Source organism: Lentzea sp. NBRC 105346 (assembly GCF_030269605.1).
GTDB lineage: Bacteria > Actinomycetota > Actinomycetes > Mycobacteriales > Pseudonocardiaceae > Lentzea.
In genome coordinates this window covers 95,839-109,057 of record NZ_BSTQ01000021.1, presented here as the reverse complement: position 1 = coordinate 109,057, position 13,219 = coordinate 95,839, and the positions used below count along the sequence as shown (strand labels likewise).

General features: G+C 67.4%; 12 protein-coding genes. 9 read left to right on the top strand and 3 right to left on the bottom strand.

Going from position 1 to position 13,219, the window contains the following annotated elements:
- The first annotated feature begins 23 nt into the window (after nt 1-23).
- The 6 genes from QSK35_RS36180 (at nt 24) to QSK35_RS36155 (ending at nt 6,847) form a co-directional block, all read left to right on the top strand.
- Nucleotides 24-911, top strand: a complete 888-nt coding sequence (locus QSK35_RS36180) for an NAD-dependent protein deacetylase (protein ID WP_285752212.1) — start codon at nt 24-26, stop codon at nt 909-911.
- Between the two features lie 194 nt (nt 912-1,105).
- Nucleotides 1,106-1,813 (top strand): NUDIX hydrolase, encoded by a 708-nt coding sequence (locus QSK35_RS36175; protein ID WP_285752211.1) that lies wholly within the window; start codon nt 1,106-1,108, stop codon nt 1,811-1,813.
- A gap of 18 nt (nt 1,814-1,831) precedes the next feature.
- Nucleotides 1,832-2,968 (top strand): 5'-methylthioadenosine/S-adenosylhomocysteine nucleosidase family protein, encoded by a 1,137-nt coding sequence (locus QSK35_RS36170; protein ID WP_285752210.1) that lies wholly within the window; start codon nt 1,832-1,834, stop codon nt 2,966-2,968.
- On the top strand, nt 2,968-5,004 hold the full coding sequence (locus QSK35_RS36165; protein ID WP_285752209.1) for a hypothetical protein: 2,037 nt from the start codon (nt 2,968-2,970) through the stop codon (nt 5,002-5,004). The genes QSK35_RS36170 and QSK35_RS36165 overlap by 1 nt, the downstream gene beginning before the upstream one ends.
- 194 nt (nt 5,005-5,198) lie before the next feature.
- A complete protein-coding gene (locus tag QSK35_RS36160; protein ID WP_285752208.1) occupies nt 5,199-6,377 on the top strand; it encodes a DUF6745 domain-containing protein in 1,179 nt (392 codons plus the stop codon).
- 17 nt (nt 6,378-6,394) lie between these two features.
- Nucleotides 6,395-6,847, top strand: a complete 453-nt coding sequence (locus tag QSK35_RS36155; protein ID WP_285752207.1) for a DUF8820 family protein — start codon at nt 6,395-6,397, stop codon at nt 6,845-6,847.
- Here the strand turns inward: QSK35_RS36155 and QSK35_RS36150 are convergent.
- On the bottom strand, nt 6,833-7,201 hold the full coding sequence (locus QSK35_RS36150; RefSeq protein WP_285752206.1) for an HNH endonuclease: 369 nt from the start codon (nt 7,199-7,201) through the stop codon (nt 6,833-6,835). The two genes, QSK35_RS36155 and QSK35_RS36150, sit on opposite strands and share 15 nt — an antisense overlap.
- 238 nt (nt 7,202-7,439) lie before the next feature.
- Here QSK35_RS36150 and QSK35_RS36145 point away from each other — a divergent pair, with 238 nt between their 5' ends.
- Both QSK35_RS36145 and QSK35_RS36140 read left to right on the top strand, forming a co-directional pair.
- Nucleotides 7,440-9,704: a M4 family metallopeptidase gene (locus QSK35_RS36145; RefSeq protein ID WP_285752205.1), complete on the top strand. Its 2,265-nt coding sequence runs from the start codon at nt 7,440-7,442 to the stop codon at nt 9,702-9,704.
- A gap of 123 nt (nt 9,705-9,827) precedes the next feature.
- Nucleotides 9,828-11,171, top strand: coding sequence for a hypothetical protein (locus QSK35_RS36140; RefSeq protein ID WP_285752204.1), 1,344 nt, complete (start codon nt 9,828-9,830; stop codon nt 11,169-11,171).
- On the opposite strand, the gene QSK35_RS36135 is transcribed toward QSK35_RS36140, so the two are convergent.
- Both QSK35_RS36135 and QSK35_RS36130 read right to left on the bottom strand, forming a co-directional pair.
- A complete protein-coding gene (locus QSK35_RS36135; protein WP_285752203.1) occupies nt 11,158-11,547 on the bottom strand; it encodes an SCO5389 family protein in 390 nt (129 codons plus the stop codon). The two genes, QSK35_RS36140 and QSK35_RS36135, sit on opposite strands and share 14 nt — an antisense overlap.
- 85 nt (nt 11,548-11,632) lie before the next feature.
- Complete coding sequence (locus QSK35_RS36130; RefSeq protein WP_285752202.1) at nt 11,633-12,487, bottom strand: NAD(+)/NADH kinase; 855 nt, start codon at nt 12,485-12,487, stop codon at nt 11,633-11,635.
- 194 nt (nt 12,488-12,681) lie between these two features.
- On the opposite strand from QSK35_RS36130, the gene QSK35_RS36125 reads away from it, so the two are divergent.
- Nucleotides 12,682-13,155 (top strand): hypothetical protein, encoded by a 474-nt coding sequence (locus QSK35_RS36125; protein ID WP_285752201.1) that lies wholly within the window; start codon nt 12,682-12,684, stop codon nt 13,153-13,155.
- Nucleotides 13,156-13,219: the final 64 nt, after the last annotated feature.

Below are 13,219 nucleotides of genomic sequence, written 5' to 3'. Positions count from 1 at the left end.
GCGCGTAAACGTATCCTGGCCTGATGCGAACACGGCCCACGCTGACCTGGTCACCCTCGGGTCCGCCACTGCCGCGCACGACGGACGTGGGCGAGCTGGCGTCGCACGTGGCGTCGGGCGGCGTGGTGGTGCTCAGCGGCGCCGGCCTGTCCACCGAGTCCGGGATCCCCGACTACCGCGGCGCGCGCGGCAGCCTGCGGCGGCACACCCCGATGACCTACGACGAGTTCGTCGGCAGCGCCTCGAGCCGGCAGCGGTACTGGGCGCGCAGCCACCTCGGCTGGCGCACCATCGCCGCCGCGCGTCCCAACGACGGCCACCGCGCCGTCACCTCGTTGGCTGAACGGGGGCACCTCGCCGGCGTCATCACCCAGAACGTCGACGGCCTGCACCAGGCCGCGGGCACTTCGGACGTGGTGGAGCTGCACGGTGCGCTCAGCCGGGTCGTCTGCCTGTCCTGCAGGCGTTTCAGCTCCCGTGCCTCGCTCGACCGGACGTTGCGCTCGCTCAATCCCGGCTTCGACGTCACGCCGGACCGGGTCAACCCGGACGGCGACGTCGACCTGGCCGCGGACCTGGTGGCCTCGTTCCGGGTCGCGGACTGTTCTTCCTGCGGTGGTGTGCTGAAGCCGGACGTCGTGTTCTTCGGCGAGAACGTGCCGCCGCCTCGGGTGGCGGAGTGCTACCGGCTCGTCGACTCGGCGCGTGCCCTGCTGGTGCTGGGGTCCTCGCTCGCCGTGATGTCCGGGCTGCGGTTCGTCCGGCGGGCCGCGGCCGCCGGGGTGCCGGTGCTGATCGTCAACCGCGGGGAGACGCGCGGGGACGAGCACGCGACCGTCCGGGTGGACCTGCCGCTGGGGCAGGCGCTGACCGACCTTGTCGCAAGGCTCGACCAGATTGGCGCGGTGTGACCGTCCGATGACGACCTGTGGGGCGGGCGAACGCCCGCTTCGCCACCTGAATCGTTGAGTGCACCCAGGCAACGCGAGCCACGAGTCGAGCGACCGCGACTGGTACGGCTGGACGCCATTGACCGATCTGAGTACGAACGCTCCCACTCGAACGGACGCTTACTGTCAGAGTGACAGTAAGCTATGTTCGGTCTGTGCCCAAACAGTCCTGGTCGCCTCCGGCGGTGTTACTCGCGGTCGATCTCGTGATCCTCACGTTGCGGGCCGGAGAGCTGCACGTCTTGCTCGTGGAACGAGGTGTCGAGCCATACCTCGGTCGCCGGGCGCTACCGGGCGGCTTTCTGAACAACGCCGAAGAGGACATCTTGGCCGCGGCCCACCGTGAGCTGCGTGAGGAGGCGGACCTCGATGGCACGAGCCTGTATCTCGAGCAGCTGGGGGCCTACGGAACACCCGGTCGCGATCCCCGCGGTCGGGTTGTGTCGATCGCTTACCTGGCCATCGCACCAGGGCTCCCTGAGCCGGTCGCCGGTACCGACGCGTCCGGCGCGAGCTGGCAACCGGTCGACGCCGTGATCGCCGGACGATTGCGGCTTGCCTTCGACCATGACCAGATCGTCGCGGACGGTGTGGAGCGGGCCCGTGCCAAGCTCGAGCACACGTCACTCGCGACCGCGTTCTGCGGCGACACGTTCACGATCGCCGAGTTGCAGCAGGTCTACGAGGCGGTGTGGGGTGTCGGGCTCGATCCGCGGAACTTCTATCGCAAGGTCCAGGGTGTGCCCGGTTTCATCGCGGAGGCCGGCCCGGATCGCAGAACGACAAAGGGGCGGCCGGCCCGCTTGTTCAGGGCCGGCGTGCGAAGGACGTTGCAGCCGCCGATTACCCGGCCCGACCTGTGACGACGAATGAGGGGACCAGTGAACGACAACGCCGTGGTGATGCTGACCGCTCTGAACCTCGAGTACCAGGCGGTGCGGCGAAGGTTGGTAGATCCTCAGGTGCACGTGCACGAGCGAGGCACCCGATTCGAAGTCGGCACGTTGCGAGGTACGCATTGCCGGGTGGTGCTGGGGTTGACAGGTAAGGGCAACCACTCCGCGGCGGTTCTTGCCGAGCGGGCGATCCAGTGCTTCAAGCCGACAGCGGTGTTGTTCGTCGGTGTCGCCGGTGCGCTGTGGGGCACGCCGCTCGGCGACGTCGTGGTGGCCACACATGTCTACGCCTATCACGGTGGCACGAGCGAGGACGATGGACTCAAAGCGCGCCCCCGCGTTTGGGAGATCGCACACGAGATCGCCCAACTCGCGGCCCACATCGGACGGACCGGCGACTGGGCCGACGACACGAATACCAATCCGAATGTCCACTTCGGAGCAATCGCGGCAGGCGAGATCGTGCAGAACTCACGGATCTCCAGCGAGGCCCGGTGGATCCGGGAGCATTTCAACGACGCGCTAGCGATCGAGATGGAAGCGGCCGGAGTGGCGCAGGCCGGTCATCTGAGCGGCGCTCCAGTGGCCATCATTCGCGGCATCAGTGATCGTGCGGACGGCACCAAAGACAGTGCTGGGGACACCGCGTGGCAGCCGGTGGCCGCCGCCAACGCGGCGGCGTTCGCAGTGCGGCTAGCTGCAGAGCTGATGGGACAACAGGAGGAACACGCCATGCGTGAGGCCGGGGAACCGAAGCACCACGGGAACATCACCAACATCGCTTCGGGAATGGTGGGGATCCAAGCCGCGCGGGTGACCGGCAGCACGGTGGTGATGGGTGGCACACCTCAAGCATTCACCGCGGCAGACCTCGAGCGAGAGTTGGCGGTCTTCCGCGATGCACTGGCACGCAGCCGGTCTGCCGGACAGCTTGACGACGGGACCTACGCCGCGGCGACGGCCGAACTCGACATCGCGAGTACTGCGTTGAAGGAGAACGTGCCGGAGCGGCAGAGCAAGGTGGTACTGGCGCTCAAGCGGTTGCGCGGTTTGATTGCGGAGGTCGCCGAGCTGGCGACGAAGATCGGGACACTCATCGCTGCGGCGAACGGGCTCTCCTGATGGAATCCGAACCCGCCAACGAGTCGGTCGCCAACACCGCAGGGCCAGGGACGACCGTTGGCATCCAGGCCTCGTGCGTGCACAACTCCACCGTCTACCAAGTGCTCCAGGACGCCTCACCAGAAGAGAAGTACAAAGTCGGTTTGCGTTTCCTGGCGGATGGGGTTCCACTTCGGGCACGGGATTTGATCACCGAAGCCATCGCGTCCGGTTTCGACAACGGCGAGGTGCGGTTCCACCAGATGCTCGCCTTGCTCAGCAAGCGATCGTTGCGCGATCTCAATCCAGCTGAGCGCCATCAGTTGGAGCATGTCGCCGAGCTGGCCCACGACCAAGCGGACGACGGCTGGAAAGACGCGCTCCTGGCGATGTGCGAACTGCTGAACCGGTTGCAGGACTCGGACCGCAACTGTGGATCCGCGTTGGAGCGCCTGCACGCTCTGCCCTCTCCTCAGCGGAACGAGATCGTCCGTCATCTGGACCTCGTCATCACGGGTGGGATGAAGGACACGCTATGGGCCGAGACACGCCAGCGGGCTGAGGCAGCCCGCTTCGCGAATGACCGGCAGAACCGAGTGTGGGCGTACTTCCACCCCGCACCCATCGGCCCGAAGGCTCGGCCCCCAGTGGACGTGAGGACGGTTCCAGGTGACTGGGCGGTGGCAACGGGCTGCTCTGTGCTTGTCGTTCTCGCCTTCGGCTACCTGTGCCGGGTGGTCTGGCCGGGAGGGCCGGTTCCCTTGCTTGCGTGCGCGTTCGTCGTCATCTCCGGGTATGTAGCGGCTCAGGCCGGGTTCGAGTGGTGCTATCGGTCCGAGCGGATGGCGCTCAAGGAACGTGATCATGCCGGACGTCGGAGGCGACCCCGAGCGCTCAACACGAAGTTCGCAAGCCGGGTCGATCAATCGTTCACCTACTACTTCGGCAAGTATGTACCGGAAGGCGTGAACCGCGAACAGTGGCTGACCGACACCGCGGGGATTCGCGTGACACTGCGGGACGAGGTCGTGGAGCTGTACCAGGACAGCAAGATCTCCGTTGACCGCGTCAACTGGCTCATCCGGCACCTCGTTGGTGATGTCAGGAAGCGCTGGGAGCGGGGCACGCTGTTGGAGCATCGCGAGAGTTACCGGACCGGCCGTGCCACGAAGGTACGATTCACGGTCGCGGTCCTTGTCCTCGCGTTGGCTTCGCTCGGTGTTGCGGCCACAGCAGTGCTCGCAACGGAAGTCATCTTGGATCGGATCTTCTCAGTGGCAGCGATGATCGTGACAGTGGTCGCGGCGCGAGCCGCGATCCGGCGCTGGTTCCGCATTGTCAGTGAGGGCAGACGGTTCATCGAGGACCAAAGAGAGTACGACCGGCAGATGGCAGCACGTCGTGACGCGTATGCGAAGTGGAAGAAGAAGTTGGAGGACACGCGTCCGTCCGAGCGGGAGATGGAAGCTTGGCTCCACTGTGACAAGACCATGCTCCTCGAAGCGGCGCTGCGTCACTACGGGCTCGTGTGGCGAGAGGTCATCACTCATGCCTTCCTGCAGGCGCCTGCGAAGAACTACAAGCGGGCACGTGTGGAGAAAGGTCCATGGCGCTATTCGAAGTACGACATCCGACTGTTCCTGATCACACAGGACGGGGTGCGGGAGGTGAGTTCGGAGCTCGACTTCGCGCGGGTCGAGCAAACAAGCCAGGAACGGAGCAACTACCGATTCGACGCGGTCTCTTCAGTCCAGGTGGTCGAGGAAGGTGCCGCCAGTTGCACTCTGGAGCTCACGTTGTTCAACGGACCCTCGCGGAGCATCCGGGTCGTAGAGCCTGAAACGGGGCGTCTCGAGGGTGAAAGTCCCGCAGCGCTGTCTGAGACAAGCCTTGACTCGGCCGGGTTTGCGCACACCCTGCACATCCTGGAAGGCATCGCCGCGGAAGGGAAGAGCTGGATCGACCATGACATCCGCGGCGGAGCCGAACCAGCGAAGTCGGTGGGTGTATCGACGACCCTTGCTTCTCGTATCGCCCCCGAGCCTCGGCCGCACTAGTGACTTGGCCGTCGGTTGTCGGGATAGGGACGCTCCGACCGCCCTTTTGGGTAAACACAAGCGTTGTGAGCGCCCTTCGGCAGGCGACGGGCGGTGATCTTTACCGTAGGAATTCGAGGTTGACTAGACGGCCGCAAGCCTGTGATCATTGCCCGCATGTCGTCTGATCGAAAGGGCGTTACCGCCCTCGCGCGATGAGCGCACGCCGCCGGCGAGAGTCCCGGCGCGTCAGTGATCCGGCTCGTTCCCTCGATCTGTGGTTCGAGGCTGTCGAGATTCGCAACGAATGGCAGGGCCACGCCCTGCGCGCGGCACCGGCGGACCGCGAGGCCGCCGAGCGCGCCATCACCACCCTGTATGCATTGGCGGGCAGGCCGAAGCCCCGGTTCGACTGGACCGGCGCACCCTCGGCTGCGGCGCCGCTCGTGCCGCCATCGGTCAATGCGTACTCGCACAACGGTTTCGTCCCCTTGGAGAGCGAGCTCGCGAACCTGTTGTGCTCGCTGCGAGGACGACTCGACGAGCACATTCCCCAGGACCCGGATCCGTGGTGGCGCTCGCACGAACCTCCACCCGATCCCATCGCGGAACTGCGGCAGGGCGGCGATCTGGTCACCTTGCTGCACCGGGGAATCCGCAACGTCCTGGCGCCACAACTGGAGGGCCTCACCCGGCGGATCCGCCAGGACCTGCCAGGGGTGCTGGGCATCCACTGGTACGGGCAGCACGAGGCCGCCTGGATCGCGCATTACGACGTGTTCCGGCGGGCCCTCGGTGTGGAGTACAGCCCGGAGGACTCCGCTCAGCTGGAGCTGTGGGCGACGCTCGCCCGCACCTGCGGCTGGTGGTGGCCGCGCGAGGACGTGTGCGTGCTCGCCGAGCGGCCGTCCGCGATCCGCGTCGAACCGGTGCCAGGTACCGCGTATGACGAGTTCCGCTTGCACGGCAGGGCGATCGAGTTCCCGGACGGCTCGGCGCACTACGCGTGGCATGGCACGCCGGTGCCGGACTGGGTGGTCGAGGCGCCTGCGGTGGACCGGATCATCGCGGAGCGCAACGTCGAGGTTCGGCGCTGCGCCATCGAGCACATCGGCTGGGGCGCCTTCATCGAAGGTGCCGGGATGGAGCTCGTGAGCCAGTCCCCGGATCCGGGTAACCCCGGCAGCGTGCTCCGGCTCTACGACCTGCCGGCGGAGTTCTGGAGTGTCCAAACGCGACTGCTGCTCGCCGTGAACGGCTCACTGGAACGCGACGGCACGCGTCGCCGCTACGGGCTGTTCGTCCCATCCCACTTCGACCACCCGCTCGACGCGGCCGGATGGACGTACGGGCTCACCGGTGCCCAGTACGCCCGGCTTCAGCGTCGGACCTGACCTTCAAAGGTGATCACATGAATCTCGCAGAACTGCTCGACCGGTCCGGCACGGCGGCGCTGGACCACCTGGAACGACAGGTCACCATCCCGGTGATCGACGGCCTGCAGGCGCAGGGCGACCTGATCGTCATCCCGCTGGACCTGACCGACGTGACCTTCCTGAACCCGCGCGACCTGCCACCCGGCGGAGTCGAGCTCATCCGCGGCGCCGGGGGCAACAACCCGCACACGCTCGTCGCCGACCCGGACACGTGCCGATGGTCCGATCAGCTCCACGATCGGCTGGGGCTGGCTATTGCCGTGTTCGAGAACTCCGCGCCCGTCTACCTGGTGCATCCGGAGCACGGCGGGACCGGCGTGGCGCCTGGCCGGTGGCTGGTGCGCAGGCAGCGAGAGCGCAGCCTGGCCCAGACGCGATCGCTGTTCAGGTCGCTGGACCGGTCCGGGACGGTTCTAGTCGCCGACTGAACCGACGGGGAAGCGGTTCGCCAGCTCCGCGTTGATCTCGTGGTGGCGCAGCAGGAACGCTCGCTCGTCCAGTCGTTTGCGCCGCAACCACCCGGTGACCTCGGCGTTGCACTTGCTGGCGTTGCACGGCCCGCACGCGGGCACGATGTTGTCGAGCGTGTACCGCCCACCCCGCGACAACGCCAGCACGCAGTCCTTCTGGAGTGACCGGGCGGGCGCGCCGCAGTAGGCGCAGCCGCCCCAGGCGGCCTTGAGCGCATCCCACTGCGCGTCGGAGAGATCGTGCTCGACGCGGGCCATCCGCCGCTTGCGCTTGCGGGCGGCGCGCACCTTCCTGCTGCCGCCGGTCGCCATGCCCGGAGCCTACTGGCCGACAACGAACGGGCCCATGCGACACGGCGGCAATTGGTGCGAAAACCCCCGTCGGTTTCCAAAAGGGACAATCGCGCGCTGTTAATAAGTTAGCGCGAAGTTTCTGTTGTTCTTCTGGCACGTGGGAACGGATCCTTCTCTCGCTGATCACCTCTTCCGGACGCGGCCTTCCCCTGCAAACCGAGGGCCGCCGTTCGCCCTGCCTGAGGGAGAAACATCGATGCGACAAAGAACCGTCTTATGTGCCACCGCCGTGATGGTCGCCGGACTCTTCACCGCGACCGCGCAGGCACAGCCGACGACCACTGGCGTGCAGACGGCCGAGGCGATGGCCGTCGACGCGGCCGCCGGCCTGGTCGACAGCAAGCCGGCCGCGCTGCACGCGAGCTCGGACGACGCGTTCGTGCGGCACGGGGTGATCTCGGCGACGAACGGGCTCAAGTACGTCCCGTACACCCGTACGTACAAGGGACTCCAGGTCGTCGGCGGTGACTTCGTCGTGGCCACCAACTCGACCGGACAGGTGCTCGGCACCTCGGTCGGGCAGGACGTGACGATCAACCTGCCCAGCACGAACCCGACCGTGGACAAGGCGAAGGCCGAGTCGGTCGCCCGCGGGCAGCTGGCCACTGTGGACGGTGTCAACGGCATCGACCAGGTCGTCTACGCGCTGGGCGCCACGCCACGGCTTGGCTGGAAGGTCCAGGTCGTCGGCCGCGACTCCGAGGGACCGAGCAAGCTCGACGTCGTCGTGGACGCGCTGGACGGCAAGGTGCTGCACAAGCAGGAGCACGTCCTGCACGGCACCGGCACCAGCGCGTGGAACGGCCCGAACCCGGTGCAGATCGCCACGACGCAGTCGGGCGGCACGTACTCCCTGAAGGACCCGACGAGCGCCGTCGCCTGTCAGGACGCGGCCAACAACACGACGTTCACCGGCTCCGACGACGCGTGGGGCAACGGCAACGCCACGAACCGCGAGACGGGTTGCGTCGACGCGTTGTTCGCCGTCGAGACCGAGAACAAGATGCTTTCGCAGTGGCTGGGCCGCAACGGGTTCGACGGTGCGGGCAACGGCTGGCCGGTTCGCGTGGGCCTCAACGACGTCAACGCGTACTACGACGGCAGCCAGGTCCAGATCGGACACAACAACGCCAACCAGTGGATCAGCTCGATCGACGTCGTGGCGCACGAGTTCGGCCACGGCATCGACGACCACACGCCGGGCGGCATCTCGGGCGCGGGTACGCAGGAGTTCGTCGCCGACGTCTTCGGCGCGGTGACCGAGGCGTTCGCCAACGAGCCCTCGCCGTACGACGTGCCGGACTTCCTGGTGGGCGAGCAGATCAACCTCGTCGGCCAGGGCCCGATCCGCAACATGTACAACCCGTCGGCGAAGGGGCACCCCAACTGCTACTCGAGCTCCATTCCGAGCACCGAGGTGCACGCGGCCGCCGGACCCGGCAACCACTGGTTCTACCTGCTGGCCAACGGATCCAACCCGACGAACGGCCAGCCGGCCAGCACCACGTGCAACAGCTCGTCCGTCACCGGCATCGGCGTGCAGTCCGCAGCCAAGATCTTCTACAACGCGATGCTGCTCAAGACCTCCAGCAGCTCCTACCTCAAGTACCGGACGTGGACGCTGACCGCGGCGAAGAACCTCTTCCCCGGTAGCTGCACGGAGTTCAACACGGTCAAGGCGGCCTGGGACGCGGTCAGCGTGCCCGCCCAGACGGCCGACCCGACCTGCAGTGCGACCGGCACCGTCACGGTCGCCAACCCCGGCAACCAGTCCAGCGCCGTCGGCAGCGCGGTGAACCTGCCGCTGTCGGCCAGCGGCGGCACCGCGCCGTACACCTGGTCCGCCACCGGCCTGCCCGCCGGTCTGTCGATCAACTCCGGCACCGGCACGATCTCCGGCACCCCGTCGACCGCGGGCACGTCGAACGTCACGGTCACCGCGACCGACAGCACGAGCAAGAGCGGGTCCGCGTCGTTCACCTGGACGGTCGGCACCACCGGCGGCTGCTCCGGCCAGAAGCTCGGCAACCCCGGCTTCGAGTCCGGCAACACGGTGTGGACCGCCAGCAGCGGCGTGATCGGCCAGCACTCCGCTGACGGCCAGGCCGCGCACGGTGGCACCTGGAGCGCGTGGCTCGACGGCTACGGCAGCAGCCACACCGACTCGCTGTCCCAGTCGGTGACGATCCCGGCGGGCTGCAAGGCGTCGCTCACGTTCTACCTGCACATCGACAGCAATGAGACGACCACCAGCACCGCCTACGACAAGCTGACCGTCACGGCGGGCACCACCACGCTGGCCACCTACTCGAACCTGAACAAGGCGAGCGGCTACGTGCTGAAGACGATCGACCTGTCCGCGTTCGCCGGCCAGACCGTCACCATCAAGTTCACCGGCGTCGAGGACGGCTCACTGCAGACGTCCTTCGTCATCGACGACACGGGCGTGAACCTGAGCTGACCCGATCCTCGTGAGTGATTAGGAGGGCCATAGCCCTCCTAATCACTCACGAGCGCGTTTACATGGTTGATTCATCCGATCTATAGTGCGACGGGCCGCCGCCGAGGAGTGGAAGGAATCTCCATGCGTCGAGCAGCGGTGCTCGCGACAGTCCTGTCGCTGATCGTCTTCGGTGGTGCATCGGCAACGGCCGCACCTGCGATAACCGTCTCAGTAGACCCGGCGAGCAACAGTCAGGTCGCCACCGGGTTCGCCGGTTTCAGCTATGAGAAGGACCGCGTCGGAGCGGGGATGTTCGACCCGAAGTCATCCGACCTGATCAGCCTCTTCCGGCTGCTCGGTCCGAGCGTGCTGCGCCTCGGCGGCAACCTCGTCGACATGACCAGCTGGAACCCCAAGGGCTCGGGCGGCTCCGAGAAGGAGGTCGCGCCACCCGACGTGACCAGGCTGGCCGCGTTCGTCAAGGCGACCGGCTGGAAGGTCATCTACGGCATCAACCTCAAGACGAACACCGCGTCGAACGCCGCCGACGAGGCACAGTTCGCCGCGAAGGCGCTGGGCGGTGCCCTGATCGCGTTCGAGATCGGCAACGAGCCGAACGTCTACTTCAAGACCGAGGCCGAGTACGAGGCGAAGTTCACCTCGTTCACGAAGGCGATCAAGGCGAAGGTGCCGGGCGCGAAGTTCGACGGTCCGGGTGAGGCCAACAAGACCACGTGGGTGGACGAGTTCGCCAAGAACCAGAAGAAGAACAGCCTGAAGATCATCTCCACGCACCTGTACATCGCCAAGAACACCAACGCGTCGATCCCGGACATGCTCGCGTCCAACTCGTCCGGACGGCTGCCCAACGCCGAGAAGGCGATGCAGAAGGCCCGGTCCGCCAACGGGATCCCGCAGTGGCGCGTCACCGAGGCGAACTCGTACTTCCACGGCGGCGCCGCCGGCGTGAGCGACGTGCAGGCCGCGGCGCTCTGGTCGCTCGACTTCATGTCCGGCATCGCGTCACGGCAGGGCTCGGGCGTGAACTTCCACGGCGGCACGTCCACGCAGTTCCCGCTGCACTACTCGCCGATCAAGCACTCGGGTCTCAAACCCGTTGGGGTGCAGGGCGTCTACTACGGTGAGCTGCTGTGGAAGCTGGCCGGGAGCGGTGCGTACCACGCCGCGACCGTGACCGGTGGAACCGACATCACCGCATGGGGCATCGGGAACAACGCGTTCGTCAACAACAAGAGCGCCTCCGCGGTCAACGCGACCATCACGTTGCCGTCGAACGCGAGCAAGGCGAGCGTCTACCTGCTGACCGCGCCCGCGCTGGACTCCACGGCGATCACGATCGCCGGGTCGAACGTCAGCGGGAGCGCCGAGTTCAAGCCGGCGCCGAAGGCGGTGACCGTGTCGGGCACGAAGACCGTGGTCGACGTGCCCGCGCACAGTGCCGTGCTGGTGGTCAGCAGTTCCTGAGCTCCGGGCTCTGGTTCAGCAGCTGGCCGCGTGGCGAGACGAACGCGCGGTAGCGCTCACCGTCCACAGCGGACGGACGGAACGCCGCGACGCGGTGGCAGTTCTGGAACGCCAGCTTCACCCCGAAGTGGCGTTCCAGGCCGCCGCGGATCGCGTCGGACGCCAGCGCCCGCAGCAGCTGGCCGCGGTCGGTCTCGGTGGGCGGCGGGATCTCGTGGTCGGCGAAGTCCCCGCCCGCTTCGAGTTCCGCCGCCACACCGCTGATCACCTCCCACGCGTAGGGGAGCGACTCGCGAACACAGGCGACGAACGCGGCGTCGTCGACCGGGCCGCGTTCGGCGCGTTCGAGCAGGTCGGCGGGAACGTGCAGCGACATGGGCGGACCTCCACTGGGCGGACGAACGGTCACCACTATTGATAGTGGTTTTCATTACCCATTGGCAAGTCACCTGATCAGGTTGCTACTCCGCGATCTCCGCTGAGTCGGTGAGGCGCAGCTTGCGCCGGGCACGCTGGTAGAACGTCGTCATGCCGAGGCGGACCACACGGGCCGCGCCGGGCCGGGCCAGCAGCTCGATCCGGTCGCCGGGCGAGGCGTAGCCGCCGATCTGACCGTCCACCTCGACGGCCAGCCGCCCGCTGCCCGGCAGGATGTCCAGGTCGAGGGTGTCGTGCACGGACAGCACCACGCCCCGGCTGTACGCGGAGTGTGGCGCGGCGGGCGTGACCAGCAGCGCCTCGACGTTGGGGCTGGTGATCGGGCCGCCCGCCGAGAAGCTGTACGCGGTCGAGCCGGTCGGGGTGGCGACGACGACCGCGTCGGCCGCGTAGCTGACGAACCGCTGGCCCGCGACGCGCACCGCCACCACCGCGCTGCCGTCGCCGGGCACCCGCACCACTGCGACGTCGTTGAACGCGGTGAGTGTCTGTCCATTGAGGACGGCGTCCACGGCGAGGCGGGGTTCGAGCGTGAACGCGTGGTCGTCGATCGCGGACAACGCGCCGGGTAGTTCCGGCACGTCGACCTCGGCCAGGAAGCCGAGCTTGCCGAGGTTGACGCCGAGCACCGGGGCGCGCTGCCCGTCGGCCAGCCGCATCGCCCGCAGCATCGTGCCGTCACCGCCCAGGCTGACCACCAGGTCGGACCTTCTGCCGAGCTCGTCGGCGGGCACGGCGGTCGCCGCGCAGTTCAGCCGTTCGATCTCGGCGCCGATGCCGAGGACCTCGATGCCGCGGCCGGTCGCCCAGCCCAGCATGGCCTCGACCGCCGCCGCGGAGTCGCGTCGCGGGTGCAGCACAATGCCGACGGAATGCATGTCAGCAGAGTCTTCTCCGCTCGCGCGGGTCGGGCGACCCCAGAGCCGGCGGTCCACGCGCGTCCCAGCCGCCGGAGAACCCCCAGCTCAGGGACGCGTCCGCGTCCCAGCGTCCCAGAAACGCCGGATTGCCTTGACCTACTTGGTGAAGCGGCTGAGGCTGCCCCGCGCAGGCCGATTCAGGAGGGGGAAAGATGAACAGGCGCTTGGGCCGTGCGGTCGCGACGATCACCACCGCGCTCGCCGTCGCGACCGGCATCACGGTCGTCGAGGCGCCCGCCGCGCAGGCGGGCAACTGCACCGGCCGCTTCTGCGGCGCGGTGAAGAACCGGACCGGCCGGACGATGTACTACACGACGACACTGGGCAGCGGTTCAGGCTTCTGCGACGTGTGGAACCGCGACGGCGGCACCGGCAGCAACTTCTGGCACGCGCCGTGCAACCAGTTGTCGATGGGCAACGGGGTGCGCGGCGGCAACGGCACCGGTTACGACGTCGACGCCTTCACGTTCAACAACTGGGGCTACCACGAGCGGTTCACTCGCGTGGGCACCTGGCATTGGCGGTCGGCGGGCGTGTGGACGAAGATCCGCGACGGCGAGATCGCCGACTGTGGCATTGGCGACCAGAACGAGATCTGGTGCACGGTGCTGGTTCAGGCAGGCTAGCGGCGCGCTTGCGGGCCTTGAGCTCCTCGAGGAACAACGCGCCCGGCATCAGCTCGATGATCTC

Excerpts from the sequence above, each read along its gene's own strand:
- QSK35_RS36180 (WP_285752212.1), top strand. The coding sequence starts at position 24 with ATGCGAACACGGCCCACGCTGACCTGGTCACCCTCGGGTCCGCCACTG.
- QSK35_RS36165 (WP_285752209.1), top strand. The coding sequence starts at position 2,968 with ATGGAATCCGAACCCGCCAACGAGTCGGTCGCCAACACCGCAGGGCCA.
- QSK35_RS36160 (WP_285752208.1), top strand. The coding sequence starts at position 5,199 with ATGAGCGCACGCCGCCGGCGAGAGTCCCGGCGCGTCAGTGATCCGGCT.
- QSK35_RS36155 (WP_285752207.1), top strand. The coding sequence starts at position 6,395 with ATGAATCTCGCAGAACTGCTCGACCGGTCCGGCACGGCGGCGCTGGAC.
- QSK35_RS36150 (WP_285752206.1), bottom strand. The coding sequence starts at position 7,201 with ATGGCGACCGGCGGCAGCAGGAAGGTGCGCGCCGCCCGCAAGCGCAAG.
- QSK35_RS36145 (WP_285752205.1), top strand. The coding sequence starts at position 7,440 with ATGCGACAAAGAACCGTCTTATGTGCCACCGCCGTGATGGTCGCCGGA.
- QSK35_RS36140 (WP_285752204.1), top strand. The coding sequence starts at position 9,828 with ATGCGTCGAGCAGCGGTGCTCGCGACAGTCCTGTCGCTGATCGTCTTC.
- QSK35_RS36135 (WP_285752203.1), bottom strand. The coding sequence starts at position 11,547 with ATGTCGCTGCACGTTCCCGCCGACCTGCTCGAACGCGCCGAACGCGGC.
- QSK35_RS36130 (WP_285752202.1), bottom strand. The coding sequence starts at position 12,487 with ATGCATTCCGTCGGCATTGTGCTGCACCCGCGACGCGACTCCGCGGCG.
- QSK35_RS36125 (WP_285752201.1), top strand. The coding sequence starts at position 12,682 with ATGAACAGGCGCTTGGGCCGTGCGGTCGCGACGATCACCACCGCGCTC.